At 53.7% G+C, this 26,271-nt stretch carries 25 protein-coding genes; 9 read left to right on the top strand and 16 right to left on the bottom strand.

Annotated features, from left to right (window positions below):
- Both RHH53_RS07850 and RHH53_RS07845 read left to right on the top strand, forming a co-directional pair.
- Positions 1-1,593 carry an ABC transporter ATP-binding protein gene (locus RHH53_RS07850; protein WP_310743634.1) on the top strand — a complete coding sequence of 531 codons (1,593 nt, stop codon included), beginning with the start codon at positions 1-3 and terminating at the stop codon, positions 1,591-1,593.
- A 107-nt stretch (positions 1,594-1,700) separates the two neighbouring features.
- A complete protein-coding gene (locus RHH53_RS07845) occupies positions 1,701-3,587 on the top strand; it encodes a PhoX family phosphatase (protein WP_310743633.1) in 1,887 nt (628 codons plus the stop codon).
- Here RHH53_RS07845 and RHH53_RS07840 read toward each other — a convergent pair.
- Entirely contained in the window at positions 3,584-4,864 is a 1,281-nt protein-coding gene (locus tag RHH53_RS07840; protein ID WP_302676235.1) for an FtsW/RodA/SpoVE family cell cycle protein, read from the bottom strand. The two genes, RHH53_RS07845 and RHH53_RS07840, sit on opposite strands and share 4 nt — an antisense overlap.
- 93 nt (positions 4,865-4,957) lie before the next feature.
- Here RHH53_RS07840 and trpA point away from each other — a divergent pair, with 93 nt between their 5' ends.
- Entirely contained in the window at positions 4,958-5,752 is a 795-nt protein-coding gene (gene trpA, locus RHH53_RS07835; RefSeq protein ID WP_315863532.1) for a tryptophan synthase subunit alpha, read from the top strand.
- Here the strand turns inward: trpA and RHH53_RS07830 are convergent.
- The 12 genes from RHH53_RS07830 to RHH53_RS07775 all read right to left on the bottom strand — a co-directional run bounded on the left by RHH53_RS07830 (position 5,749) and on the right by RHH53_RS07775 (position 18,053).
- Positions 5,749-7,473: a ShlB/FhaC/HecB family hemolysin secretion/activation protein gene (locus tag RHH53_RS07830; RefSeq protein ID WP_310438270.1), complete on the bottom strand. Its 1,725-nt coding sequence runs from the start codon at positions 7,471-7,473 to the stop codon at positions 5,749-5,751. The genes trpA and RHH53_RS07830 overlap by 4 nt on opposite strands.
- A gap of 197 nt (positions 7,474-7,670) precedes the next feature.
- The gene (nblS, locus tag RHH53_RS07825) at positions 7,671-9,629 is read right to left on the bottom strand and encodes a two-component system sensor histidine kinase NblS (protein WP_310453390.1); all 1,959 of its coding nucleotides are present in this window, start codon (positions 9,627-9,629) and stop codon (positions 7,671-7,673) included.
- A 46-nt stretch (positions 9,630-9,675) separates the two neighbouring features.
- Entirely contained in the window at positions 9,676-12,207 is a 2,532-nt protein-coding gene (locus RHH53_RS07820; RefSeq protein ID WP_310743632.1) for a mannose-1-phosphate guanyltransferase, read from the bottom strand.
- Positions 12,208-12,382: 175 nt separating this feature from the next.
- On the bottom strand, positions 12,383-13,894 hold the full coding sequence (atpA, locus tag RHH53_RS07815; RefSeq protein WP_310743631.1) for a F0F1 ATP synthase subunit alpha: 1,512 nt from the start codon (positions 13,892-13,894) through the stop codon (positions 12,383-12,385).
- Between the two features lie 41 nt (positions 13,895-13,935).
- Complete coding sequence (gene atpH, locus RHH53_RS07810) at positions 13,936-14,493, bottom strand: ATP synthase F1 subunit delta (protein WP_206199674.1); 558 nt, start codon at positions 14,491-14,493, stop codon at positions 13,936-13,938.
- Complete coding sequence (locus RHH53_RS07805) at positions 14,490-15,044, bottom strand: F0F1 ATP synthase subunit B (RefSeq protein WP_315863512.1); 555 nt, start codon at positions 15,042-15,044, stop codon at positions 14,490-14,492. Before RHH53_RS07805 ends, atpH begins: the two co-directional genes overlap by 4 nt.
- A 2-nt stretch (positions 15,045-15,046) precedes the next feature.
- Entirely contained in the window at positions 15,047-15,463 is a 417-nt protein-coding gene (locus RHH53_RS07800) for a F0F1 ATP synthase subunit B' (RefSeq protein WP_206199672.1), read from the bottom strand.
- Positions 15,464-15,524: 61 nt separating this feature from the next.
- A complete protein-coding gene (gene atpE, locus RHH53_RS07795; RefSeq protein WP_009767951.1) occupies positions 15,525-15,773 on the bottom strand; it encodes an ATP synthase F0 subunit C in 249 nt (82 codons plus the stop codon).
- Between the two features lie 73 nt (positions 15,774-15,846).
- On the bottom strand, positions 15,847-16,605 hold the full coding sequence (gene atpB, locus RHH53_RS07790) for a F0F1 ATP synthase subunit A (protein WP_149818298.1): 759 nt from the start codon (positions 16,603-16,605) through the stop codon (positions 15,847-15,849).
- A gap of 41 nt (positions 16,606-16,646) precedes the next feature.
- Positions 16,647-17,069 (bottom strand): ATP synthase subunit I, encoded by a 423-nt coding sequence (locus RHH53_RS07785; RefSeq protein WP_302676242.1) that lies wholly within the window; start codon positions 17,067-17,069, stop codon positions 16,647-16,649.
- Between the two features lie 63 nt (positions 17,070-17,132).
- A complete protein-coding gene (locus RHH53_RS07780) occupies positions 17,133-17,588 on the bottom strand; it encodes a Mini-ribonuclease 3 (protein ID WP_206199670.1) in 456 nt (151 codons plus the stop codon).
- Positions 17,589-17,642: 54 nt separating this feature from the next.
- A complete protein-coding gene (locus tag RHH53_RS07775) occupies positions 17,643-18,053 on the bottom strand; it encodes an STAS domain-containing protein (RefSeq protein WP_225901526.1) in 411 nt (136 codons plus the stop codon).
- 141 nt (positions 18,054-18,194) lie between these two features.
- Between RHH53_RS07775 and RHH53_RS07770 the strand changes: the two genes are divergently transcribed.
- The 5 genes from RHH53_RS07770 (at position 18,195) to hemB (ending at position 22,567) form a co-directional block, all read left to right on the top strand.
- A complete protein-coding gene (locus RHH53_RS07770; protein ID WP_302677977.1) occupies positions 18,195-18,398 on the top strand; it encodes a hypothetical protein in 204 nt (67 codons plus the stop codon).
- 131 nt (positions 18,399-18,529) lie between these two features.
- The gene (locus tag RHH53_RS07765) at positions 18,530-19,975 is read left to right on the top strand and encodes a deoxyribodipyrimidine photo-lyase, 8-HDF type (protein ID WP_315862885.1); all 1,446 of its coding nucleotides are present in this window, start codon (positions 18,530-18,532) and stop codon (positions 19,973-19,975) included.
- 72 nt (positions 19,976-20,047) lie between these two features.
- Positions 20,048-20,872, top strand: a complete 825-nt coding sequence (map, locus tag RHH53_RS07760) for a type I methionyl aminopeptidase (RefSeq protein WP_206199667.1) — start codon at positions 20,048-20,050, stop codon at positions 20,870-20,872.
- Positions 20,873-20,877: 5 nt separating this feature from the next.
- Complete coding sequence (locus RHH53_RS07755; protein ID WP_149818284.1) at positions 20,878-21,426, top strand: NUDIX hydrolase; 549 nt, start codon at positions 20,878-20,880, stop codon at positions 21,424-21,426.
- Between the two features lie 154 nt (positions 21,427-21,580).
- Positions 21,581-22,567 carry a porphobilinogen synthase gene (hemB, locus tag RHH53_RS07750; RefSeq protein WP_149818282.1) on the top strand — a complete coding sequence of 329 codons (987 nt, stop codon included), beginning with the start codon at positions 21,581-21,583 and terminating at the stop codon, positions 22,565-22,567.
- Here hemB and RHH53_RS07745 read toward each other — a convergent pair.
- The 3 genes from RHH53_RS07745 to RHH53_RS07735 form a co-directional block, all read right to left on the bottom strand.
- Positions 22,564-23,112 carry an NADPH-dependent FMN reductase gene (locus tag RHH53_RS07745; RefSeq protein ID WP_286626636.1) on the bottom strand — a complete coding sequence of 183 codons (549 nt, stop codon included), beginning with the start codon at positions 23,110-23,112 and terminating at the stop codon, positions 22,564-22,566. The genes hemB and RHH53_RS07745 overlap by 4 nt on opposite strands.
- 61 nt (positions 23,113-23,173) lie before the next feature.
- Positions 23,174-24,214, bottom strand: a complete 1,041-nt coding sequence (locus tag RHH53_RS07740) for a hypothetical protein (RefSeq protein WP_310743629.1) — start codon at positions 24,212-24,214, stop codon at positions 23,174-23,176.
- 59 nt (positions 24,215-24,273) lie between these two features.
- Entirely contained in the window at positions 24,274-24,855 is a 582-nt protein-coding gene (locus RHH53_RS07735; protein ID WP_286649886.1) for a PAP/fibrillin family protein, read from the bottom strand.
- A gap of 105 nt (positions 24,856-24,960) precedes the next feature.
- Between RHH53_RS07735 and RHH53_RS07730 the strand changes: the two genes are divergently transcribed.
- Complete coding sequence (locus tag RHH53_RS07730) at positions 24,961-26,100, top strand: glycosyltransferase family 1 protein (protein WP_302677974.1); 1,140 nt, start codon at positions 24,961-24,963, stop codon at positions 26,098-26,100.
- Positions 26,101-26,271: the final 171 nt, after the last annotated feature.

Raw genomic sequence — 26,271 nt, 5'->3', positions numbered from 1 at the left:
ATGGCGACTCTTTTAGAACTCAGGGAACTGCGGGTCGCCTACCCTACAACGGAGACATCATCTGCTGCAACATTCGTAGTGGATGGTGTTTCTTTTTGTGTGGCCGCTGGGGAGCGGTTTGGCTTAGTGGGGGAGTCAGGTTGTGGCAAATCCACGATTGGTAAGGCCATTTTGCAATTATTGCCGACTGGGTCACAGGTTGCTGGGGCGATCGCCCTTCAGGGGCAATCCCTTTTGGGGCTGACCACTTCCCAATTGCGGCGACTGCGGGGCGAGCAAATTGGTTTGGTCTTTCAAGATCCGATGACGCGCCTCAATCCCCTCATGAGCGTCTATGACCACTGCGATGAGCTATTGCGGAGTCATTGCTCTGCTTGGAGTCGCTCCCAACGGCGGCAGCGCATTGTTGAGGTGTTGGATCGGGTGAAAATTTCGGCCAATCGCCTGCATCAGTATCCCCATGAGTTGAGTGGCGGGATGCGTCAACGGGTGGCGATCGCCCTTGCGTTGCTCTTGAACCCACCCCTGATCATTGCCGATGAACCAACAACGGCGCTAGATGTGACTGTCGCGGCGGAAATTCTCGATGAACTCACGCGCCTGTGCCAAGAGGAGCAGCGAGGACTGCTGCTGATTTCCCACGATCTGGCATTGATGGCCAAGTATTGCGATCGCCTTGCGGTCATGCACCAAGGCAAGATTGTTGAACGGGGAGCGGCTCGTCAAGTGCTGCAACAGCCCCAACACCCCTATACCCAGTCCCTACTTGCGGCCACCCAACTCACCGCTAAAGAAACCCCACCCTTGGACACTGCCCCAGAACTGCTGCGGGTTCACAATTTACAGCGGCACTACCGCTTGGGGGGATGGCTACAACCGCAAACCACGATTCGAGCGGTAGATGGCATCGATCTGACGTTGCGCCGGGGAGAAACCCTTGGCCTTGTGGGCGAATCTGGCTGTGGTAAAAGTACGCTCTCGCGCTTGATTCTGCAACTGATTCCCGCCAACGCCGGTGAAGTGGTCTTTTTGGGGCGCAATTTAACTCAATTACCCGCGGCACAACTGCGCCCAGTCCGCCGCGATCTGCAAATGATTTTCCAAGACCCCCATGCCTGCCTTAATCCCAAAATGACCGTGGAGCAAAACTTGCTGGAGCCACTGCTAATTCATCGGCTGATGGCCAAAGAGGCTGCCCAAGAACGGGTACGCGAGATGCTGGCACAGGTGGAATTGACCCCCCCTGAAGCCTATGTTCATCGCTATCCCTATGCCCTATCGGGGGGACAACGCCAACGGGTGGCGATCGCCCGTGCCCTGATTACCCATCCCCAACTGGTGGTCTGTGATGAGCCGGTGAGCATGCTCGATGCCCATATTCAACGCCAGGTGCTGGCGCTGATGCAGCAGTTAAAAGAGCAATTCCAACTCACGTATCTCTTTATTACCCACGATCTGGGGGTCGCCCGCTATTTTTGCGATCGCATTGCCGTCATGTACGCTGGCAAGATTGTTGAACTGGCGCCCACCGCCCAATTGTTTGCCCAGCCGCAACATCCCTACACGCAAAAATTGCTGGCCGCTGCTCTGTAGCTGGTCTTAACCACTTTTCCCCCATTTCTTAGGCAAACCCTAACCCAACTTCCCTAAGTTATAAACTGGCTGCCCACAGTGGATGAATTTGGAACGAGATACGCTTCATGGCTGAATATTTTGGTGATCTGTTACCCCGTGTCCTAAGCCGACGCACCGTACTAAAAACTGCTCTTTTTGGCGCGGCGGGTTTAACCCTTGCAACCCTGACCAAAGGGTGTGCCACTGCACCGGCTTTAGGCTTTCCAACGATTTACCCCAACACCGACGATAAAATTACGCTGCCTGAGGGCTTTGAGCATGGCGTCGTGATTCGCTGGGGCGATGCCCTCGATGGTGGTGAAAACTTGAATTGGAATCGCATTCACCAAACAGTCACCGCAGCTGATGTCCAGCGGCAGCAGCAGTGCTTTGGCTACAACTGTGATTTTGTTGGCTACCAGACCACACCCGATGGCAAGCATTTGCTCGTTGTGAATCATGAATACACCAATCCTGAACTCATGTTTCAAACGGTGGGCGATCGCCCCAATCAATGGCAAGCCGCACTCCAGCGGGAAGCCCATGGCCTCTCCATTGTCGAGATTGCCAAAAACGCCAATGGTGGCTGGCAATATGTGAAAGCCTCGCCCTACAACCGCCGAATCACAGGTTCAACGCCCTGCGAAATTTCTGGCCCTGCCAAAGGCCATGCCCTTTTGAAGACGGCTGGGGATCCCACGGGGACACGGGTGAATGGCACCCTCAATAACTGCGCAGCGGGCAAAACCCCTTGGGGCACGGTACTCACCTGCGAGGAAAACTTCCATAGCTATTTTGGCGGCAGTGATAGCAACCTGACGGGCATGGTGAAGGAGCTACATAAGCGCTATGACATTCCCAATGAGCGAGCCGATCGCTATGGCTTTTATCTCTATGAAGATCGCTTCAACATCGCGAAGGAACCCCAAGAGGCCTTTCGCTTTGGCTGGGTTGTGGAAGTGGATCCTCTTTCTCCGGATCGCGCCCCCATTAAACGCACAGCCCTAGGACGGTTTCGCCATGAGGCGGCGACAACGGTGATTGCCCCCGATGGTCGAGTTGTGGTGTATATGGGTGATGATGAACGCTTTGAGTATGCCTACAAATTCATTACCAAGGGCAAGTACCAAGCCAACGATCGCGCCGCCAATTTGAATCTGTTGGATGAAGGGGAACTGTACGTTGCTCGCTTTAATGACGATCTAACGGGTGAATGGCGAGCGATCGCCCGCGTTGAGGGCAGTACAATTAGCCCCAACCCCAATCTGCCCACAGCCTTCCAACAGGATCCTGCCCTGTGTTTTATTTACACCCGCGCCGCCGCCGATGCCCTAGGGGCAACAAAAATGGATCGACCCGAGGACTTTGAGTGGAATCCGGTCACCAAAAGTGTTTGGCTGGCGCTGACCTACAACGAGAAACGGAAGGCTAAGGCCACGGATGGCGCCAACCCGCGTCCTGAAAATGTGATGGGGCATGTGATTGAAATGATTGAGCAGGGCAATAACCCAACCGCCTTGCAGTTTCAGTGGCGTTTACCTTTGCTTTGTGGAGATCCCTCCGCCCCAGAGAAGAACCGCCAGTTAGTGCTGTATGGTGAACCCACCAACGCAGAGGTACCGCCAATCTCAGCACCGGATAACTTGACCTTCGATCGCGCCGGCAATGTCTGGATTGCCACCGACGGGAACCCAGGATCAAGCCGCCTTGGCAAAAATGACGGCGTTTATGTCCTCAATCCACAGCGCCGCGAACTGAAGATGTTCCTCTCTGGCGTGCCCGGCTGTGAAATTTGTGGGCCAGAGTTTAGTAGTGACTACCGCACCTTTTTCTGCGCGATCCAGCATCCGGGGGAAGGGGCAAAATCCACGGCTGATCTGTCAACACGCTGGCCCTATGGGGAAGAAGTGGTCGTGCCTCGGCCTGCCGTGATTGCCGTGTGGCGCTCAGATGGCCGGGAAGTGTCAGCCTAGGGTTTGCGGGAAGAATAGCGATTGATCCCTTCAGGACGCAGGGGAACTACGGGAGCAGCCCGGCGGCGGTGGGTTCTAGACGTTTTGGCGCGAGTGTTTGTGGCAGCGGGGAAGGCAATCACCTCTGCCTGCTGTCCTTCACGGGCACAGCGAATCAACAGGCCAGCGATCGCCATACTGGCCATAATTGAGCTACCGCCATAGCTAAAGAGGGGAAAGGGTAATCCTGTTGTCGGTAGGATACCAATGGCGACACCTATATTAATCAAGGCCTGTAGGAGCATGATCACCGTTGCCCCCAAGGCAATGAGCTGGATCAGGGGATCCCGCGCCTGATTCACCACCCGCATTCCCAGCCAACCGTAGGCCGCCAGCAGTCCTAGGAGCAAGAGGCACCCCAATAGCCCCATTTCCTCGGCATAGACCGCAAAAATAAAATCCGTGTGCTGGATGGGCAAATAGGAGAGCTTTTGCTGTGAAAAGCCATAGCCCGTGCCCAAAACGCCCCCCGAAGCAACCGCCAAGAGACTCTGCACCAGTTGGTAGCCATCCCCCATCGCATCCGCCCAAGGGTTGAGGAAGGACATCACCCGCCGCCGTTGATACTCGTTAATGCTCATGCTGAGGACTGCCAAGCCCAAGCCACTCATGGCTGTTAACAGCAGGGGCGCCAAGGGTAAACCTGCCCCAAAGGCCATCAGCCACAATGTCATGCCGCAGAGGGCGGTGGTACTGAGGTTCGGTTGGATTAAAATTCCTAGCAGCGTCACGGCAAAGGCCGTTAACCAAAAACAGCGTGCCTTGAGATGCAGCCGCCGCCACGAACTAAACACCCAAGCCGCTTGCAGGACTAAAAAAGGCTTCATCATTTCCGAGGGCTGGAGTTGAAAAGGACCAAGACTAATCCAGCGGGTGGCGCCCATCACCGTTGTCCCGACCCCCGGTAGGCGTGTTGCCCAGATCAGCAGCAGAAACAAAAAGAACCCTGGAATGGCCATCTGGAGCGATCGCCGCAGGGGTAGCCGTAGAAACAATTGAAACCCTGCCCAGCCAAGGGCAAGCCACAGCAACTGGCGCGTAAAGTAGTACAGCCCATCCCCTGTTTCGGCCAAACCCACGGGAAAACTAGCGGAAAAGAGGACGACCAAGCCAAGACCAATCCACACTAGGGTCAACCAGTGGAGCAATCGTGCTTCTAGAGTCCACTGCCGCAGGTCGCCAACCGCTTCGCTGCGCCGCAGGCGATCGCCAAAGGGGAGAAAACGCCACCAACTCACGCTTAGATGACCCTCACTGGCATCGGCCACTATAGGAACAGTATCTAATCTGGCACAATTATTATGCATCTTTTAGAGCGACTGCCTGTGACTGTGCCTACAATTTCTGAACGCTTTGAGCAATGTCGTGCCCGCCAACGCTGTGCCCTGATTCCCTTTTTGACCGCCGGTGACCCTGATTTAGAAACGACGGTTGCTGCCCTCAAGGCCTTAGATGCCCATGGTGCAGATCTGATTGAACTGGGAATGCCCTATTCCGATCCCTTGGCCGATGGTCCTGTGATTCAGGCAGCCGCTACCCGCGCCCTGCAACGGGGAACTCGCCTCGAAGCAGTCTTAGAAATGACAACGGACTTACACCGCCAACTGAGGGCACCACTCATTTTATTTACCTACTACAATCCCATCTACCATCGAGGGGTCTCTTCATTTCTGAAAGCCGTTGCCCAAGCCGGGATCAAGGGCTTAGTGATTCCGGATTTGCCCCTTGAGGAAGCAGAACCCGTTCTTGCAGAAACAGCGCATCTAGGCTTGGAATTGACACTACTGATTGCGCCCACCACATCGCCCGAACGGATGCAGGCGATCGCCACCGCCTCCCAAGGTTTTATCTACCTTGTCAGCACCACGGGCGTCACAGGGATGCGCCAAAAAATGGCCAGTCGCGTTCAGGAACTATTGGGCACACTGCGGCAAATTACCCCCAAGCCCATTGGTGTCGGGTTTGGCATTGCCAGTCCAGAGCATGCCCGTCAAGTGCGCGATTGGGGCGCCGATGCTGCCATTGTTGGCAGTGCCTTTGTCAAACGGCTGGCAGAACCAGAGCAGGGAGTTGCCGCTGTCGCCGAGTTTTGTCAGTCACTCCGCACAGCCCTCGATACGCCCTAGGGACGCACCGTCAACGTAAAGTAAATGCCATCGGACTGCAAACTGCGGGTTTGACCGGGCAGATCAATCAATGGTGCCGCGTACTGGAACTGAATGTCTAAGTTGGGTGTTGGTTGCACCAAGAGTCCCATGCCTAAACCGGCAATCACATTGTTAGGCACTGCACCCGCAGGATTACGGCTATTGTTCCAGACCACCCCCAGATCAAACAGGGGCCCAATGGAAATAATTGGGCGACGATTGGCAGTGCGCAGTACGGGAAAACGGGCTTCCCCAGAGAACCGCAGGCCATTATCCCCAGAGAGGGCATTGGTTGAGTAACCCCGCACCGACAGGGGGCCACCAATGACAAATTGGTGAAAGGGGAGCAGGCTATTGGGACTCAGTTGCACATCCGTACGCAAAATCAAGAAGTTATCTGCCCAGAGGCGTTGCAGCCGCTGTCCCTGTCCCAGCCAGCTAAAGAAAGTACCATCAGGGGTTGGACTGGGGTTTTCGGTGGCGCCAAAGATCGGCAGGCCAAAGTTGAACTGCGAACGAAAGACCCATGCCCCTTGGGGATCACGGCGGATATATTCTTGGCTCACTTCCAGCACTCGGGTGGCACTATAGCCCGATGAATCAGAACCAATGGAAATGGGGGTTGGCACTCCCAAAACAAAAGTCTGTGCCGACTGCATCAGGAAGCCAATGCCAAAGGCTAGTTCCTCACGGATATTGCGAATCACCGGTTGGCGAAAACTGGCTTCGTAAATAGAAGACTCACTGCGAATATTCAAGCCAGCAAGGGCGGGGGGGCGGGTAATTTCGCTGTCTGCTTGTACGGTGCGAATGGTGAGTGTGCCATTCATGGCATTGAGGGGCAGACTGTAGCCAAACTCCACAGTGTTGGACGCTCCCCAGTCAAACGTGCCTAGGTTATTACCGATGGCGTAGGAACCGTAGACGCTATCGCCGCGACCACTGAGGTTGTTGTATCCCAAAAAGGCCGTGGCCCGATCCGGGGCGATCGCTGGCGGCGTATTGTTATCCAAACCAAAAGCAGCATTAAACCAGCGGGCAGGTACCACCCGTACCACCAAAATACTGTCCTGGGGCGTCGTGCCGGGTCGCAGACTGGCAGAAAGATTGGCAAAGAGAGGATCCGTTCGCAGCAGGCGCAACTGCTCTTCCAGACGATTGGAGTTGAGGGGCACGCCGGCACCGAGGGCAATACGACTGCGAATATAGCGTTGGATAATTCCTTTATTCCCTTCAATACGAATGTCCTCTAGGCGGCCTTCAAGCACTTGAATCGTGATTACCCCATCCCGTGCCACCTGCTCGCCTAAAACGGCGCGAGAGGTCAAATAGCCCCCCTCAAGATAGAGTTTTGTAATCGCATCGGCAGCGCCTTGTAGCTCCGCAAGCGTCACCTGACGCCCTTCCAAGGGCTTAATAATCGGATCAAATTCCGCAGGCCCAAAGATAGTACTGCCTTCAACAACAATTTTTTGTACAGGTATTAAAACATTTTCTGACTCGGGGGTTGGGCTAGGGGGTGAAGGGGGCGGTTCAAGAGCGGGTGGCGAAGGGGAGGGTAGAGGGGGTGGTTCCGGTAGGGGGGGCTGAATATCCTGTTGGGTGGGGGTGATAACTGGAATCGCTAAAGCAGGTAACACCGCTCCCGTACTGCCGAGAACAGAGAGAAGGGCAACGGGTGCAAATAAGTTTGTTTTCACGTCCTCAACCCCAATGCTTAGTTATTTGGTTTTAGATAGGGCAGCAAAATCAATACAAAAATTTGTCTCTTTTCCTGAGGGTCAAGCCCAAGGAACCATCGGCGTGAGGAGTTATTGATTCTTGCCTTCAGATTTTAGCGGATCATTTGTGGTTGTTGGCAACGATCGCCCCCATCAACACTGACTCCGAACCTGTTTCAAGCGGGGGGAAGTGCCGTTTCAGCAGTGCCATCAGGGTTATTAACGAGGGAGGATTCATCAATGGCCAAATCAAACCAAAAGGTACTGCCGACCCCCAATTCACTAATTAAATGAATTTGTGTATTGTGCTTGTGGATAATATCTTGGACAATGGCCAACCCCAGCCCTGTCCCCTCTAGGGTATGCACGCGATTCTCAACGCGGAAAAACCGTTCAAAGACGCGGGGTTGATCCTCTGGGGCAATGCCCATACCCGTGTCGGCGACTTCAATGCGCACCCGTTCCTGCTCTGGATCGCTGGGGGGATGCCAGACATAGGCACGAATGGTTACCCGTCCATTTTCGGGGGTAAACTTCAAAGCATTCCCCACCAAGTTAGTGAGGGCACCAATGAGTAGATCGTAGTTGCCCCAAACCGGTGGCAAGGGGTTTTCCACTTCGGCAGTGAGGGTAATGGACTTATTGGCAGCATTGAGTTGGTAGGTGCGCATGATCTGATCAATCACCTGCGCCATCTGTACCGAGCCAAATTGATAGGGGCGACCCGATTCGAGGCGAGAAATATCGAGGAAATCATTCACAAGACGAGTCAGGCGATCGGTCTCGTGATTCGCGGTTTCCAGAAACTCCTGCTGCTCTTTTTCACTAAGACTGCTGCCGTACTCTTGAATGGTTTCGATGATCGATTTGATATTGAATAGAGGTGTGCGCAATTCGTGGGAAACATTGCTAATCAATTGCGCTTTGGCTTCGTTGAGTTCCACCTCGCGGGTGATGTCCTGAATCGTAATCGCAATGCCCTTGGGTTTTTCCCGTTGCACATCCATCACCGTTGTCAGCAAAATGCGTACCGATCGCGAGCTGGGTTCTTGGAGCGTGACGCGAAATTCTCCCCCTTCCGATTCGCCCTTGGAGGCTTTGTAGAGAGGACAGGTGAGTTTTTCACACACCGGCGCCGGAAAACAGTTCAGGGCATTTTGACCAATGACATTCATCCCCTCCCAATTAAAGAGACGTTGAGCCGTGGGGTTGACCAAAATAATCCGCATGTCAGTGTCCAACAGGATTGCCCCATCGGCAATGGTGGAAACCAAGGTATCCAGCTTGGCTTTTTCCGCTTGCAGTTCTTCAATGTTTTGCGCTTCGTAGGAAGCAAGCCGCTCTGCCATGTCATTAAAGCTAGCAATCAACTCCCCCAGTTCACCACCAAAGGGCAGGTTAATGCGTTGCTTAAAATTTCCTGCGGCAATGTTTTTCACCCCCTGTACCAACTCTTTGATGGGTTGGGTAATGGTCAGGGCATTGAACACTCCGCCCAAGATCACCATGATCCAGAGGGAGACAAACACGGCAATGGTCAGATCACGGGTGAGATTGGCAGAGGCAATAAGCGTTTGGTTGGGATTAATGCCCAAAGCCACAACTCCTAGATTTTCATCATTAAATATCAATGGCACAAAGACATCGGCCACAAGGCCGTCGGGGGTTTGGTGTTGGCGCACAAGGGGTTCTTGGCTGGCACGGTAGGTGTCCGGCAGTTGAATACGGCGGCGCAGGGTCAGCGCACTTTCCACTTGGGGGGCAGAGTAGGGGAGGCCATAGTAAATTTCGCCATCGGGATCGGCATAAAGGATGTAGCGAATACTGGCACTGCGCTCATAGAACTTACGGGAAAATTCGGCAACAGCGGCGGTATCCCCCTTGGCCACGAGGGGCGCCACATCGGCAGCTAAGAGCAACCCCAAATCGCGGCCATAGCGGGTGTCATTGAGGTGGGCATTGGTTTGAATGGTATTCACCGCCCAAAAGGTGAAACCACTCATGATGATCGAGACCACGAGGGTTGCTGTGGCCATGAGGCGGGTTTGAATTTTGAATTCCGACCACCAACGGGCAATGCCCCGCAATTTATCGCTCAAGTCCCCTTGGGTTTTCTCGGTTTTCAACACCACCATTGCGCCTAACGTACGAAAAATTTTCCCTGATTCTACGGGATTTTGCTCACATTTTTATTGTGGCATCTGAGAGGGGTTCCAAGCGGGCAAACTCTTCAATGCGGCGGCTATAGCGTTGCAGCATCTGCTCACTCCAAGTGGCATCGGGACTATTGACGTAGAGGTGTACCAATGGCTCACTGGCATCGGGCAGAATCAGTACCCAGTGGTCAGTATTGGGTTCACCAATTTTGACGCCATCAATGAGACTCAAGTGATTGCGGGGATGGGTTTCCACCAAGTGGCGCATCAATGACCCTTTGGCAATCCAAGGACAGCGAATCGGGCGATGATAGTAGTGGACGCGGGGCAGTTCTTGGCGCATGACGGTGAGGGGTTTGCCAATCAGTGCCAGCAGTTCGATCAGGGTGGCGATCGTAAACATGGCATCAAACCCCGGATGCAGTTGCGGGAAGATAAAACCGGTTTCTGCAGATCCCCCTAGGACAACGGCACTGTGGTGTTGGCAGGCTTCCATGAGATCAGTGGGGTTGGTGCGACTGCGGATAATTTGTCCTCCCTGCTGGCGGGCGATCGCCTCCACCGCACTAGAAGTTGTGACCGGCACCACGACAGTGCCCCCCGGATGGGTCAAGAGGATCAAGTAGGTCATCAACGCTGTGAGTTCTTGATCACTGAACACCTGACCGGCATTGTCCACTAAGGTCAACCGTTCACCATTGGCGGAGACTTGCACCCCCAAACTGGCAGATAGCGCTGTCACCACCTGTCCCAGTTCCCGCAGGAGTCGCTGTCGCTCGAGAATATTGAGGGGGGTTGGGTGCAGGGTGGCATTGAGAACAACGGCATCACAGCCAAACTTACTGAGGATTTGTGGCAAGACAACCCCAGAAACGGCATAGGCATAGTCAATGACAATTTTGGCGGCGCTACCATAAAACAGTTGGGTATTTAGCCACTTTTCAAAGCCCTGGGCATAGGCGGCCACGCAGTTGTTGGGATGGGTCATGACACCGACATCCGTAAGTAGGGCGCGGCGAATATCTTCGCGGAAGTAGGCGGTTTCAATTTGCCGCTCTTTGGCTTTGCTCAGGTTGATGCCCTTATGGTCAAAAAACTCAATCAACAGTTGATCGGCGCGATCGGGATGGGCACGCACATGAATTCCGCCGCTGACTGAAAGGGTTTGGGCAGCAAAGCGGGCAATCGGTAGGGCGATCGCCTCCAAATTGAGGACATGAATCCCCACCGACATCAAACCCGACATCAGAGCATGGGACACCATCCGCGACACATTGCGCTGATCTCGCGACACCAGCACACTAGTTCCGGGCTCAAGGATTGAAGCATAGGCGGCCGCCAGCCGCACAGCAAACTCCGGTGTAATGTCCACATTGGCCACACCGGCTACCCCCCGCTGGCCAAAGAGATAGCGTTGCCCCGTTGTGCCCCAGATCAGGCTTTCATTGACAATTGCACCCGCTTCAATGCGTTTGCCCGGCCAAAGCCGCACCCCCTGACTGAGGCTAGCTTCCTCCCCGACCACACAGCGACTGCCAATAATTACCCCTTCGTGCACCCTCACATGGCGATCGACATGGACATGGCGAGCCAAAATGCAGTGCTCTAATTCACTGTCATCCCCAATAAAACAGCCACTCCAAGCCACCACTGAGCGCAACCGACTGCCATTACCAACAATCACGTTATCTCCCAAGATCGTCCCTGCCCCAAGGGTGACCCCCGCACCAAAGCGGCAGTTATTGCCCAAGACTAGCGGCGCCTGTAGCTGAACTGTTTGCGGCAATGTGGTGTTGTGCCCTACCCAAATTTGCGGCTGAACTTCGTGCCCCTGAATTTCCAAGTGCACGCGGCCATAGAGGGCATCCTGTTGCACCTGTTGATAGGTTTGCAGACTACCGACATCGCACCAGTAGGCATCGGTGATATAACCATACATCGGCACATCCGCCTGCAATAGCAACGGGAATAAATCCCGCGAAAAATCCCGCTCGATGCCGCTATTGAGATAGTCCATGACAGCAGGGCTGAGGATGTAGATGCCTGTATTCACCGTATCCGTAAAGACTTCCCCCGCTGAGGGCTTCTCGAGAAACCGCCGCACGCGACCATCGCTATCAGTAAAGACAATGCCAAACTCCTTCGGTTGAGGTACACGGGCAAGGATCAGGGTTACGGGAGCACCGTGCTGCTGGTGAAAACGGAGGGCATCGGTTAAATCGATATCGGTAATGCTATCGCCACTGACCACCAAAAAAGGATCCGTTAGCAAATTGGCAATGTTTTTGACTGAACCTGCTGTGCCAAGGGGCTGCTCTTCCTCAACGACATAGCTTAGGTGCACCCCAAACTCATTCCCATCGCCAAAATAGTCGCGCACGACATCGGGGAGATAGTGCAATGTCATGACCACATCATCAAGGCTATGGCGGCGTAGGAGATTGAGAATATGCTCAGCAATGGGACGATTGACCACCGGCACCATTGGCTTAGGTAGATCACAGGTGAGGGGACGCAACCGAGTACCACTTCCCCCGGCCATGAGGACGACACGCACTGTTTTCTCCTTTGTCAAACCTCGCCCTAGGATCCCAGTGTAGGAGAGGACGGCAGGCTCAGGGGGATGGCTTCAGGAAACTGCAATGATTTTTGACACTTGAGAGTAGCCTAGGCATAAAAAAACCTACCCTGGGTAGAGGGCAGGTTCAGAGCATGATATAACGCGATCGCGCCTAGGCAGTAAAGCCAGCTTTGTATTCGGCGATCGCCTCTTTCAGCAAGGCTTCAGCTTTTTCATCCAGTTTTTGGGTGGTGCGGATGATTTCGCTGTATTCGGGCTTGCTTGTGTGTAGGTAGTCCCGCAGACCGGCAACAAACTTGGCCACTGCCTCAACGGGGATGTCGTCAAGGTAGCCATTGGTACCGGCGTAAATGGTTGCCACTTGGTATTCCACCGGAATGGGTGAGTACTGGGGCTGCTTGAGAATTTCCCGCAGGCGTTGGCCTCGTGCCAGTTGGTTTTGGGTGGCTTTATCCAAGTCAGAGGCAAACTGGGCAAAGGCTTGCAGTTCATCAAATTGCGCCAATTCCAGCTTCAGTTTGCCAGCCACCTGCTTCATGGCTTTGATTTGAGCAGCAGAACCCACCCGTGACACGGAAATCCCCGCGTTGATGGCAGGACGCAAGCCAGCGTTGAAGAGGTCAGAGGAGAGGAAGATTTGACCGTCGGTAATGGAAATGACGTTGGTGGGAATGTAGGCAGACACGTCACCGGCTTGGGTTTCAACCACAGGAAGCGCCGTCATGCTGCCACCGCCGAGGGCATCGTTGAGTTTGGCGGCACGCTCCAGCAGGCGGGAGTGGAGATAAAACACATCCCCAGGGTAGGCTTCACGACCGGGAGGACGGCGCAGCAGCAGCGACATTTGCCGATAGGCTTGCGCTTGTTTGGAGAGGTCGTCATAGATGACGAGGGTGTGCTTGCCTTGGTACATGAAGTACTCAGCAATCGTGGCACCGGTGTAGGGGGCGAGATACTGCAAAGCGGCTGGATCACTGGCGTTAGCGGCAATCACAATCGTGTAATCGAGTGCACCCCGCTCCCGCAGCACGTTCACCACTTGAGCGACACTGGACGCTTTTTGACCAATGGCCACATAGACGCAAATCACATCTTGGCCTTTTTGGTTCAGAATTGTGTCAATGGCAACGGCCGTTTTTCCGGTCTGGCGATCGCCAATGATCAGTTCTCGCTGACCACGACCAATGGGAATCATGGCGTCAATAGCCGTAATCCCCGTTTGCAACGGCTCACACACCGATTTGCGCTGGACAATACCGGGTGCGGGGGATTCAATCAGGCGGGTTGCTGTTGTGTGGATCTCCCCTTTGCCATCAATGGGGCGCACTAGGGCATCCACCACCCGACCAATGACCGCTTCACCTACAGGCACGGAAGCAATTTTGCCAGTGGCCCGCACCGTACTGCCTTCTTCAATACCGAGGCCATCGCCCATCAGCACCACCCCCACGTTATCCTCTTCGAGGTTAAGGGCAATTCCCACGGTGCCGTCTTCAAATTCCACCAATTCTGAGGCCATCACTTTGTCGAGGCCATAGACACGGGCAATGCCATCGCCCACCTGCAAGACAGTACCGACATTATCGACTTTGATCGACTGTTCGTACTGCTCGATTTGCTGGCGAATAATGCTACTGATTTCGTCGGGTCGGATACTTACCATAGAAGTCGCTCTCAAGGGTTGAACAGTTTACAAAGGGGACGTTAGGCGGCTTGCGCCAAGGTGAGACTGAGGCGGCGGAGTTGACCCCGCAGGCTGGCATCAAAGATTTGGGAGCCAACTTTAATCACCACACCACCAATTAGTTCGGGATCGCAGGCAGTAACCAGCTCTACATCGGCAGCACCGGTCATGGCTTTGACCTTTTCAACCACGGCACGGCGTTGATCGTCGTTGAGTTCGACGGCACTGGTGACTTCCGCCAAGATCACATTGCGGAGTTTGCGCACAAGGGCACGATACTGCTCACAAATAGAGCCAAGAAAGTTAATTCGCCGCCGATCCACGAGCAACATTAAGAAGTTGAGGAAGTAGCCATGCACCTTCTCCACGGTCAACTGCCGCAGCACGTTCTTTTTGGCCTCAGGCTTGATCAGGGGATTGGCGAGAAACTGTTGCAGTTCACTGGAGCTGGCAAGGAGTTCCAGAATTAACTGCGTGTCCTGCTGAAACTGATCAATGAGGTTGTGGGTTTGCGCTAACGACAGCAGCGCCTCGGCATAGGGTTCAACCAGTTCACCACGGACAGTGGTCTGCATCATTTGCCTCCTAGTAGGGCAATACTGCGATCAACAAGGGTACGCTGAAGGTCTGGATTTTGGCTCAAACGCGCTTTGAGTTGGTTTTCGGCCTCGGCAAGTGCCCTAGCGGCAATCCGCTCACGAATTTCGGCGATCGCCCGCTCAGTGGCGGCACTCGTATCTTGGGAAGCGGTTTCCTTCAAGCGCTCAATTTCCCGCTTGGCTTGGGCAATGAGTTCTTCCTTTGCAGCCTTGGCACGGGCAAGGGCGTCTTCGCGAATGCGTTGTGCCTCCTGCTTGGCCTGAGCCAGTTTTTGCTGCTCTTCGGTAAGGCGGGCAGCGGCCACTTTCTGGCGTTCTTCGGCTTCCGCAATGGCTGTGGCAATTTGTTGCTGGCGATCGCCCAAGGTTTTGCCAAGTACGCCCCGCCCAAAATACACCAATACCCCAATAATGATGGCAAGGTTGATCACATTGGTTTCGAGCAAATTGGTGTTAATGCCAAAATGCCCCGCTTCTTCCGTTGCCAATAAAAATGTTGCCAATAAAAATACTGCGTCCATGACCCACACTCCTAGGCCAGTAACTTCGCTAATAACTGTTCACTCAAGCTGGCAACTTGACCCTCAAGCGCTTGCAGTGTCGCCTGCTTTTGCTGATCAATCTCTGCTTGAATCTTGAGTAACTCTGCCTGCACGGCCTGCTGTGCTTCGGCAATTTCGGCGGTGGCAATTTTTTGTGCCTCGGCTCTGGCCTCTTCAATCAAGGCTTGGGCTTGGCGACGGGTACTGGCCAATTCCTGCTCATACTGCTGAGCCAGTTCAGTGGCCTGTTGCAACCGCTCCTTGGCCTGCTGCAAGTTGGTTCGGATATATTCATCCCGATTGTCCAGCGCCTGACCCAAGGGCTTGTACAGCAGCGCATTCAAAATGACGGTCAAGATTAAGAATTGCACAGCCATCAGGGGTAGGGTGGCATCAAAATCAAACATCAGCCTCTCCAGAATGGGGGATCGGGGGAAAGCTCATCCAAGCCTCCCCCACTGGGGTTAATTAGGATGCAAAGGGGTTGGCAAACAGGAGCACCAGCGCAATCACCAGACCGTAGATGGTCAGCGACTCCATGAATGCCAAGGTCAGCAGCAGTGTACCCCGAATTTTACCTTCCGCTTCCGGTTGCCGCGCAATCCCTTCCACGGCTTGACCAGAGGCATTCCCTTGACCAATCCCAGGCCCAAGCGATGCCAAACCAATTGCCAGAGCAGCAGCCAAAACAGAAGCAGAAGCGACTAACGGATCCATAGTTGATTTCCTCGAGACGTAGTAGGACGAAACAAAATTTCCAGAGATAACAATAGCAGGGTATGTACCCCTTTTAGGAGTGCGCCTCTTCGTGCTCGCCGCCATGTCCCTCCATGGCCTCCCCAATATAGGTGGCTGCAAGGGTGGCAAACACAAGGGCTTGAATGGCACTGGTAAAGAGTCCCAAGGCCATCACGGGCAAGGGCACAAACAAGGGCACCAGCAACACCAAGACCCCCACCACCAATTCATCCGCCAAGATGTTGCCAAAAAGACGGAAGCTCAGGGAAAGCGGTTTTGTAAAATCTTCCAAGATGGCAATGGGAAGTAAGACGGGCGTTGGCTCGATGTACTTGGTGAAATACTTCAGCCCCCGCTTGCGTAGCCCGGCGTAGAAATAGGCCAAGGAGACCAGCAAAGCCAAGGCCACGGTGGTATTGATGTCATTGGTGGGTGCTGCTAGCTCCCCTTCTGGCAGTTCGATGAGTTTCCACGGTACCAGTGCGCCTGACCAGTTACAAACAAAAATGAACAGGAACAGTGTCCCCACAAAGGGAACCCAAGCTCGGTACTCGTGCTCACCCATTTGGCTCTTGGTCAAATCGCGGATGAATTCCAGCGCGTATTCCATCAAGTTTTGAATACCACTGGGCACCCGTTGGATATTCCGCGAGGCGGCAAAGGCCGCCGCAATCAGAATGGCCATCACAAACCAAGTGGTGATGAAGACTTGACCGTGAACTTTTAGGTTGCCAATATGCCAGTAGAAATGGTGCCCCACCTCCAACTTGGCAAGGGGAAGAGCTGTCCAAAGGTGTATCAAAGGCATCATGCCTCCGCGCTCGGTTGTCTAAGCACTACAGTGAGCCAGCGTTAAGGGGACGGCAAAACCGTACGAAACATATAGACCAGAATGGCGGCTTTGTAGGTTAAGAACCCCAAGAACACTGGAATAATATGTAGCTCTTGCCAACGGGCTGCCAAAATAATCACAACCACGACGACAAGGAGCTGCGTTTTCCCCAGCTTTTTCTGGTCGTTTCCTAGGCGCTCCACACTGCGGGCGAGGAGCCGCAGATAAATTAGGCTCGCACTTGCCCCCAAAAGGTAATTCAACGCTGTGTTCAGGCCGTAAATCAGCCAAACCGCTCCAAAGGCGATCGCCATCAGCACAAGGCTTGTCGTGAATAATTCGCGACAGAGTTGATAAAACTCGGCCATCGAGCCGCCCTTCTTTGGGGAATTGGCAATGGTTGATGGCACAGAGGGTGCTGAAGCAGAATCGGGAACGGTCACAGCAGAATAGGGAGCATCCGAGGATGCCTTGAACTGGCCACTAAGCATCCTATCACGCAGTGGTTACATTTCATTACGGGATTCTGCTTCGTCGATATTGCTGTTCATTTCATTGCGAATGTGCCGCTCAAGTAGTTGAAAAATCTCCTGTAGGCGTTGCGGATTGGTGAGGTAGAGGTATCCCAGTAGGGCTTCAAAGCCAGTAGCTTGACGGTAAATTTTTGCGGCAACTCGCTTTGGGCCATCGGCAGCCGCATTGCGACCCTGACGAAAAATCGAGCGTTCGGTTTCGGTGCAATGCTGCCAGAGGAAGTCCATATAACGGGCTTGACTTTCGGCACGCACATGCGCCACCACTTGGCGGTGGTAGGTATTAATACGTTGGGGGGGGGTTAGAAAAAGCCAGCGGATAAAGAGTTCATAAACGGCGTCGCCAACGTAGGCCAAAGCCGCCGGTGGCAGTTGATGGGCGGGAATTTTGGGGGGAACAAGGGGCAATAATCCAGCAGAGTCCAGCATGACGTTTCAGCTAAAAAGACCCCCCTTAGTTTTACTGCCACAGGAACAGAATGTTTAGGAATGGGTTTCGCCAGTAATTTGGGCGATCGCCGTCGCCAGATCCGGCTGAAGGGGCAAAAAGTTCTCTAAACGCACGAGTTTGACCGTTTGGGTGACGCGGGGATTGGTGACAATTTGCAGTTGACCCTGATGCTCTTGGGCTTTTTTGGCCAGTTGTACCAAAATGCCGAGGCCAGAGCTGTCAATAAACTCAATTTTTGAAAGGTCTAAGATGACGTTGGCAGGCCCATCGTCAAAACACTTACTAATGACCTTGCGAAAGGCCGACTCGGAGAACGCATCAATGAGACCCGTCAGGCGAAACACTTGATAGTTATCGCGAATCTCACGGGTACCTCTTAGGCTTTGGGTGAGGGCAAGTGGTTCAGAAATGAGAGCCTCCTTTGCCGATAACTGCACACACAAAACGATAGAAGACAAGTATAGATAAACGTGGCATCCTTGTCTATGACTTGATCGCTAACTCAACAAAAGTTTGGAAGTGCAGCAACCGCAGGAAGCTCTTTGCCAGAACCGCATCAGGTATTGCCCCTAGGAGTCGCCCCAATGAAATTCTCCAAACTCGTGATGAGCCTTCTCAGCAGTAGCGGTCTGGGATTGCTGAGTTTATCTATTTTCGCCCAAGAAACGCCAGCGGCGACTTATCCCCCAGAGGCGATCGCGGTCTTTATGCAGGAGTGTCAAACCAAATTTGCGGCGCAAGCGCCTCCCGGCTTTGGCGATCGCGGCATCGCTATTGCACTTGCCTGATAAACCGCCTCCAAGAAAAAATGAGCTATGAGGAATTTCAGAAAATGACTGCCGACAATGAACCCCCGGAAGTTAAAGCCGCAATCAATGAATGTATTGGCGCTATTTTCTAGTGCGCCTAGGATGGACGGGTGATGAGCCTGCGCCTCTTTTGGCATCGTCGCGATCTGCGCCTGAGTGACAGTGTGGGGTTGGCGGCTGCCTACACCCAAACTCCCAAAGTGGTTGGCATTTTTTGCTTTGACCCGGCGATTCTCAGTGCCTCGGACATTGCGGCGGTGCGGGTGACATACCTCGTGGGTTGCCTACAGGCCTTGCAAGAAGCCTATCAGCGACTTGGGGGGAGCTTTTTAATTTTTCATGGTGACCCGCGTCAAATTCTGCCCCAAGTGGCCAGTGGCTTAGGGGCGGTGGCGGTGCATTGGCATGAGGATGTGGAACCCTACGGTCGCGATCGCGATCGCGCTGTGGCTGCTGCCCTCAAGGAAAAGGGAATTGCTGTGGAAACTGCTTGGGATCAACTCCTGCATCCCCCAGAGGCCGTACAAACAAAACAGGGGCAGCCCTACACCGTCTATTCCCCCTTTTGGCGCAACTGGTCAAGCCTAGCTAAACCAGAGCCTGTCCCCAGCCCCAGCCACCTCGAACCCCTCACCGCAATAGAACAAGCAACTGCACGAACCTTGGGGGCGATTTCTCTCCCCACTGCCAAGGATTTGGGATTTCATTGGTCAGGAGAACTGATCCTTGCTCCCGGTGAAGCCGCCGCCCAAGCACAACTGGAGACATTTATTGGCCAGCACATTCAAGACTATGGTGAGCAGCGCAACTATCCAGCGCAACCTGGAACCTCCCTCTTAAGCCCTGCCCTCAAGTTCGGTGTCATTGGTATTCGTCGTGTCTGGGCAGCCAGTCAGGCCGCTATGGCCGCAGCCCGCAGTGAAGAGGCAAAAACGAGTATTCGCACGTGGCAGCAGGAATTGGCGTGGCGGGAGTTTTATCAGCACGCCCTCTATTGGTTTCCCCACTTGGCGGAGCGTCCCCATCGTGAACGATTTGCCACTTTTCCTTGGCTGAATCACGCAGAACACTTTGCGGCTTGGTGTGAGGGTCGCACCGGTTACCCAATTGTGGATGCCGCCATGCGCCAACTCAATGAAACGGGTTGGATGCATAACCGCTGCCGCATGATTGTGGCCAGTTTCCTCACTAAGGACTTGATCATCAATCCCCAATGGGGTGAGCGGTACTTTATGCAAAAACTGATTGATGGCGACTTGGCAGCCAATAATGGCGGTTGGCAGTGGAGTGCCTCTAGTGGGATGGATCCAAAGCCGCTGCGGATTTTTAACCCAGCCAGTCAAGCGCAAAAATTTGATCCTGAGGCGGAGTATATTCGCCGTTGGCTGCCGGAGTTGAAATCCCTCGATACGGCAGATTTGGTGACGGGAACTATTTCTCCCCTAGAGCGGCATCGCTGCGGTTATCCCTTGCCAATTGTGGATCACGGCCAGCAACAGCGGCGATTTAAGCAGCTCTATCAAGCGCATGTTCGTTCACCCATCCCTCAAGGATAAAATTGACATTCCCCTGATCAGCGCAACAGCGTTATCCTGAAAAAGAACGATTTTTGCGGTTGCATCGCGCCCATGAATATCCTTGGTAGTCTGCTCACTCCCCCCACCACCCCCATTCAAACCCGTCCCCGCCGTGGCATTGAAATTAAGTCCAAGCGAGAAATTGAGATTATGCGGCAGGCCTCGCGCATTGTGGCGACGGTGCTCAAGGAAATTTCCCAGATGATCGAGCCGGGCATGACGACGGCGGATCTCGATGCCTATGCCGAGAAACGCATCCGCGAAATGGGGGCAACACCGAGCTTCAAAGGCTATCAGGGCTTTCCGGCCTCCATTTGCGCTTGCATCAACAACGAGGTGGTTCATGGCATTCCCAGCCCCCGCAAAGTGATTCGCAATGGCGACATCGTTAAGATTGATACCGGTGCCTACTACAATGGCTTCCATGGCGACTCTTGCATTACGATTCCAGTGGGGGAAATCTCCGAGGAAGCGGCCAAGCTGGTAAAAGTGGCTGAAGAAGCCCTCTACCGCGGCATTGAGCAGGTTAAAGAAGGCAACTACCTCATGGATTTGGCGGGTGCTATTCAAGATTATGTCGAAGCCAATGGCTTTGTTGTGGTCGAGGACTTTACTGGCCACGGCGTGGGGCGCAATCTCCACGAAGAACCTTCGGTATTTAACTTCCGCACCAATGAACTTAAGAATGTGCGGCTACGGGCGGGGATGACCTTGGCCATTGAACCCATTGTGAATGCGGGTTCAAAACAGGTGCGGATTTTGCGCGATCGCTGGACAGCGGTTACGGTTGATAATTCCCTCTCTGCCCAATTTGAGCACACGGTCTTGGTCACCAAAACGGGCTACGAAATTCTCACCGATCGCACCCTTGTCTAACCCCTATGACGAAAATCCCCCCCGAAGTCCTCGAACGCCACTGCTTTTGCCGCAGTCGTAAGTTTACCTTTGAGGTCAATCAATATCGCTTGCCCCATGGGTCTGTCTCGATCTTGGGAACTGTGCGGCATCCAGGGGGGGCATTAGCTGTGCCGGTGACCCCAGAGGGCAACCTGATCCTTGTCAAACAATACCGCTTTGCCACTGAGGAATATCTGCTGGAGTTCCCAGCGGGCACCGTTGAGGATCACGAAAAGCCTTTTGCCACCATTGAGCGCGAGATTGAAGAGGAAACGGGCTACCGCGCCCACCATTGGCAAAAACTGGGAGAGTTTTACATTGCCCCCGGCTATTCTGATGAAGTGATCTACGCCTACTTGGCCACTGAGCTGGAAAAACTAGAGACACCCCCGCCTCAGGACACCGACGAGCACATTGAAATTGTGGAGTTTTCTCTAGCTGACTTGGCCGCTGCGATTCATAGTGGTCAAGTGAAAGATGCCAAGACCGTCACCAGTTTCTATCTGGCCTTGCCCTATCTGCAACCCGCTTGAACACTGAAGTTGTTCGTAAACGTTTGTAAGCATCCTGCACCGCCCACAGTCTTGATCCCTCAAGGTGAGATAATGCGGAAATAATCCAAAGGTTGTACGTGCTGACTCACAGCCGTTTGAACTGGGACATTACTGAGTTTTTGATTGTTGAATTATGGAGCTAACCCATCGGCCTCGCCGTTTACGCCGCACGGCTCAAATTCGTCGCTTGGTGCGCGAGCATACCCTAACCACAGGGGATTTGATCTATCCGGTCTTTGTCATGGAGGGGGAAGATCAGGTGCAGGAAGTCCCCTCAATGCCCGACTGCTATCGCTATACGCTGGATCGCCTGATTTTAGAGCTGAAGGAGGTCTATGCCTTGGGAATTGGGGCGATCGCGCTATTTCCCCTTGTGCCTGAGCACCTCAAGGACAATGCAGGTACTGAAAGCTACAATCCTGAGGGTCTTGTCCAGCGATCGGTACGTGCCATTAAGGCTGTCTTACCCGACCTGCTGATCTTTACCGATGTCGCCCTTGATCCCTACAGCAGCGAAGGCCACGATGGCATTGTCAAAGATGGCGAAATTCTCAATGACGAAACCGTAGAGGTGCTGGTGAAACAGGCAGTGAGTCAAGCGGCTGCCGGGGCTGATTTTGTTGCTCCGTCAGATATGATGGATGGCCGTGTCGGTGCCATTCGGGCGGGTCTAGATGCCGCAGGCTACACCCACGTGGGGATTCTCGCCTACTCTGCGAAATACGCCTCCGCCTACTATGGCCCTTTTCGCGATGCTTTAGATTCGGCACCGAAGTTTGGTGATAAAAAAACCTACCAAATGGATCCAGCCAATGTCCGCGAAGCAGTGCGGGAGGTCAGCTTGGATATTGAGGAGGGCGCCGATCTGGTGATGGTGAAACCTGCCCTTGCCTACATGGATGTCATTGCCCAACTCAAGCAGGTGAGCGATGTTCCCGTGGCCGCCTACAACGTTTCCGGAGAATACGCAATGGTGAAAGCCGCCGCCCGCAATGGCTGGATTGATGAGAAAAAAGTGGTGCTGGAAACCCTTCTTGGCTTTAAGCGGGCAGGTGCTGATGTCATTCTCACCTACCATGCCAAGCAGGTGGCGCAGTGGCTGCAAGAGGGATTGAATTAGGCGCTTGCTTCTCGTAGTTGACGGGTGGTCTGAATCCAACTGGCAATCATTTTGTCCACTCGCTCATCGAGCTTGGGATCCCTCAATTGTCCCTCGGGTGTGAAGGCTTGCCACGCCTGACCAATGGCCACCTGTTCTGGAATCACCCACGCATGTACCCAGCGCAAGATCACCCGCAGATCATTGAGGGCATTGCTGTTGGTTTGGCCACCGAGGACACTCATCATGGCGACCACTTTGCCGCTGAGGTGTTCAAAGCTGAGGAGATCAAGGGAGTTCTTGAGCACACCGCTAACGCTGCCGTGGTACTCCGGGGTCACCAGCAAAATACCATCGGCTTCCTTGACCTTGGTTTGAAAGATGGCGACATCGGGGTAGTCGGGGTAGCTCTCAGCACCGGTACAAAAGGGGAGCGTCATTTGCCGTAAATCCAGACGTTCAACGGTAACCCCTTGGGCGGCTGCTTTGGCAATGGCAACATCTAGGGCGCTTTGAGAGTAGGAGCCATCCCGCAGACTCCCTGCCCAACCAATGAATTTGAGCATAAACAAACTCGTAATGACTATGGCTTATTATACAAAATTGAGATTTGTTCAAACATCCTCCCTAAGAAGGAACCTCACTCAGGGAAATGGATCCACCCGTGGCCATTTGGGCAATGACGCGTTGTAACTGCGCTAGCGATCGCTCGGCCTCGGTGTAGCGATCCTTCCAGTGTTGAACAGCGGTTTCCTGCTCCCGTGCCTGCTGTGCCTGATGGAGAATTTGCTCTTGGAGTTCGGCAATTTGGGCTTCTAGGTGTTGTAGGCGTTCCTGTTGTTGACTAGTGCGCGCCTCCAGCTCTTGGTTGTAGTGCTGGGTGGTCATATATTGCAGGCGCTGTTGCTGATACTCCCGCTCCAGTTCTTGGAGCTTGGTTTGGGTTTTTAGGAGGGTTTTACTCAGTCCCTGAATAACATTGTTTTTGCTGACCTCTGATCCTTGCGCCTGTTGCAGCGCAGTGATGATCCGTTCTTGGGTTTCAATTAAATGGTTGGCTTGGGTGAGGCGACGGTTGAGATCATCCAGTTGGGTTTGGCGATCGCTCAATTCTGAGCGGGCTTGTTCAAGGCGAGTTTGCAGCAGCGCTTTTTCCTCTTGGACTTGGCGCAGTTGGGATTCAAGGAGTTGATATTCCTGTTCCCGTTGCCGCAGGAGGCGATGGCTATTCACCAATTTAGCCTCGAGGGCATCTTGAGCCTTGAGGAGCCGATCCACCTCCTGATGCAGGTGCTCAATTTCCGTTTGCGATTGCTGAAGAATCGTTTCCAAGGATTGGCGATGGTGGCTCATTTCGGCCAACTCGTGGGCACAGGTGGCTTGGGAGCGCAATTGTTCTTGGAGGGCAACGATTGCCTGTTGTTGAATCTGAGCCGTTTCTTCCGTACGAGCAAGTAAGTCTTCCAAAAAGGCCTGATTGCGCAGTTGCTGCTTCAGCTCGTTAATATAGTGTTCGCATTGGTCAATGGCCTGCTCTAAATAACGGATGCGCTCTTGGCTACTGTCACTCCCTGCAACAGGAGTAGCCGCTAGGGAACCTTCAGCCAGCGGTTCAGAAGGCATCGGATTCCATGGAAAACTGAGTTGCTGGGGCAGCTGTGCTTCCATTGCAGCAGGGGTGAGAATCGTGCCACTCTTCCCTAGTTTAACGGTACAGGGAATTGTCCCTAAACCCGGCTCAAGACAAAAAGGCTCCCCTCATTGCCGCGGGCAATTCGCAAATCCTCATCAAGGTAAGTGATATCGAGCCAGCCCTGTTGATCATTGCTGTTGAGGGGGACATCTAGGGCAATCAGCGGCTGACGGCTGTGGAGTTGGGGAATGAACTGGGAGGGAGAATAGTAATTGAGCCACTGACGCAACCCAACAATGGAGCGTTCAAAGTACACCTGTACCCGCTGTTGGGTCAAGGGTTCAAACCGCGCCAAGACACTGATAATCCCCTCTAGGAAGGGCAAGCCGTAGAGTTCAGCGATATTGTAGATGCGCTGCTGCTGCGGACGAATGCACTGATAAATTTGCCCAAGCTTGACAATTGGGGAGCGATCTAGAGCAAGCAGCGCCTGACTACTGGTGTAGATGAGTCGCCAATCCCCGGCAAGTTTTTCGAGGGCATTGAGGGGATCGGGGGTGGGATTCATGGTTTCAAGGGAAGCGGCAAGGGCGGCCACCTGTTTGCGATCGCGCGGTGTGGCTAGAATGCCTCGATTCAGGCCAGCGATCGCCATCAGTAACTCTGTCTTTGCCACAGTTCACCCCTCCTAGTACAAGCAACTTTTTTGCCCCTATGGGTTGCGTCAAGACCCCCCTAATTCGAGAATGGGAAAAACCTCCCTCCCATTCAGGTTAGCGAAATGCGGATCGCGCTATTTACCGAGACCTTTCTTCCCAAGATTGATGGCATTGTGACCCGTTTGTGTCAAACCGTCCGACATCTGCAACGGAATGGCCATCAGGTGTTGGTGGTGGCTCCCGAGGGCGGGCTGGATTATTACGAAGGCGCGCAGATCTACGGTGTCTCCGGTTTTCCCCTCCCATTGTATCCTGAACTCAAACTCGCCCTGCCACGACCCGCCATTGGTCAAGCCCTAGAGGCCTTTGCACCCGATCTGATCCATGTGGCGAACCCAGCGGTCTTGGGGGTAGCGGGTCTGTACTATGCGCAGAAATTCCACTTGCCTTTGGTCGCTTCCTACCACACCCATTTGCCGCAATACCTGAAGTACTATGGCTTGGGGTTTCTTGAAGAGGTGCTCTGGTCGCTGCTGCGGTTGGCCCATAACCGTGCTCAACTCAACTTGTGTACCTCAACGGCAATGGTGGCAGAACTGAAAGCGCACGGCATTCGCCATCTGGATCTCTGGCAGCGGGGGGTAGATGTGGAGTTGTTTCATCCGCAGCGCCAAAGTCAAGAAATGCGCTCCTTTCTCAGCCAAGGGTATCCAGAAGCCCCCCTATTGCTCTACGTTGGCCGCCTCTCCGCGGAAAAGGAAATTGAGCAGATTAAGCCCATTCTGGAGCAGATTCCTCAGGCGCGACTGGCACTCGTGGGCAATGGTCCGCATCGGGAGGCACTTGAAAAACACTTTGCCGGTACCCCCACGCATTTTGTGGGCTATCTGCGCGGTGAACGCTTGGCAGCAGCTTTTGCCTCGGCGGATGTCTTTGTCTTTCCCTCGCGCACGGAAACCCTTGGCTTGGTTCTTTTAGAAGCGATGGCCGCAGGCTGTCCTGTGGTGGCTGCCAACAGTGGGGGGATTCCGGATATTGTCACTGATGGGGTGAATGGGTTTTTGTTTGACCCAGCGGATTCTACAGGAGCGATTACGGCTTGTCAGCGCCTCTTTGACTCTCCGAGCGATCGCGAGACCCTACGCCAAAATGCCCGCCAAGAAGCTGAACGCTGGAGTTGGGCGGCGGCCACCCAGCAACTAGAGCAGTACTACCAGTCAGTTTTGCCAACCAAACATCAGGATACAGTTTTAACTTGCTAAATGCGGTAAATATTGCTGGCATAGCTAATTTCCTTTATAGGGGGCGATCACAGTCCCTAAGCCATGCAGTACACTTGATGATCGCAAGTAAAGATTTCTAAAATTTATGCATATTATTCCTTGAAATTTAGTATGCTATAGCGTAATAAAGCTAAATTATTAACAAAAATA

Origin of the sequence: Thermosynechococcus sp. PKX82, from assembly GCF_031583255.1 — a bacterium.
Classification (GTDB): domain Bacteria; phylum Cyanobacteriota; class Cyanobacteriia; order Thermosynechococcales; family Thermosynechococcaceae; genus Thermosynechococcus.
This window is presented reverse-complemented; position numbering and strand designations above follow the sequence as displayed.

Bases quoted from the DNA above. Each gene is read 5' to 3' on its own strand.
- RHH53_RS07850 (WP_310743634.1), top strand. From the start codon at position 1: ATGGCGACTCTTTTAGAACTCAGGGAACTGCGGGTCGCCTACCCTACA.
- RHH53_RS07845 (WP_310743633.1), top strand. From the start codon at position 1,701: ATGGCTGAATATTTTGGTGATCTGTTACCCCGTGTCCTAAGCCGACGC.
- nblS (WP_310453390.1), bottom strand. From the start codon at position 9,629: ATGGTGGTGTTGAAAACCGAGAAAACCCAAGGGGACTTGAGCGATAAA.
- atpA (WP_310743631.1), bottom strand. From the start codon at position 13,894: ATGGTAAGTATCCGACCCGACGAAATCAGTAGCATTATTCGCCAGCAA.
- atpH (WP_206199674.1), bottom strand. From the start codon at position 14,493: ATGATGCAGACCACTGTCCGTGGTGAACTGGTTGAACCCTATGCCGAG.
- RHH53_RS07800 (WP_206199672.1), bottom strand. From the start codon at position 15,463: ATGTTTGATTTTGATGCCACCCTACCCCTGATGGCTGTGCAATTCTTA.
- atpE (WP_009767951.1), bottom strand. From the start codon at position 15,773: ATGGATCCGTTAGTCGCTTCTGCTTCTGTTTTGGCTGCTGCTCTGGCA.
- atpB (WP_149818298.1), bottom strand. From the start codon at position 16,605: ATGATGCCTTTGATACACCTTTGGACAGCTCTTCCCCTTGCCAAGTTG.
- RHH53_RS07780 (WP_206199670.1), bottom strand. From the start codon at position 17,588: ATGCTGGACTCTGCTGGATTATTGCCCCTTGTTCCCCCCAAAATTCCC.
- RHH53_RS07770 (WP_302677977.1), top strand. From the start codon at position 18,195: ATGAAATTCTCCAAACTCGTGATGAGCCTTCTCAGCAGTAGCGGTCTG.
- map (WP_206199667.1), top strand. From the start codon at position 20,048: ATGAATATCCTTGGTAGTCTGCTCACTCCCCCCACCACCCCCATTCAA.
- RHH53_RS07755 (WP_149818284.1), top strand. From the start codon at position 20,878: ATGACGAAAATCCCCCCCGAAGTCCTCGAACGCCACTGCTTTTGCCGC.
- hemB (WP_149818282.1), top strand. From the start codon at position 21,581: ATGGAGCTAACCCATCGGCCTCGCCGTTTACGCCGCACGGCTCAAATT.
- RHH53_RS07745 (WP_286626636.1), bottom strand. From the start codon at position 23,112: ATGCTCAAATTCATTGGTTGGGCAGGGAGTCTGCGGGATGGCTCCTAC.
- RHH53_RS07740 (WP_310743629.1), bottom strand. From the start codon at position 24,214: ATGGAAGCACAGCTGCCCCAGCAACTCAGTTTTCCATGGAATCCGATG.
- RHH53_RS07730 (WP_302677974.1), top strand. From the start codon at position 24,961: ATGCGGATCGCGCTATTTACCGAGACCTTTCTTCCCAAGATTGATGGC.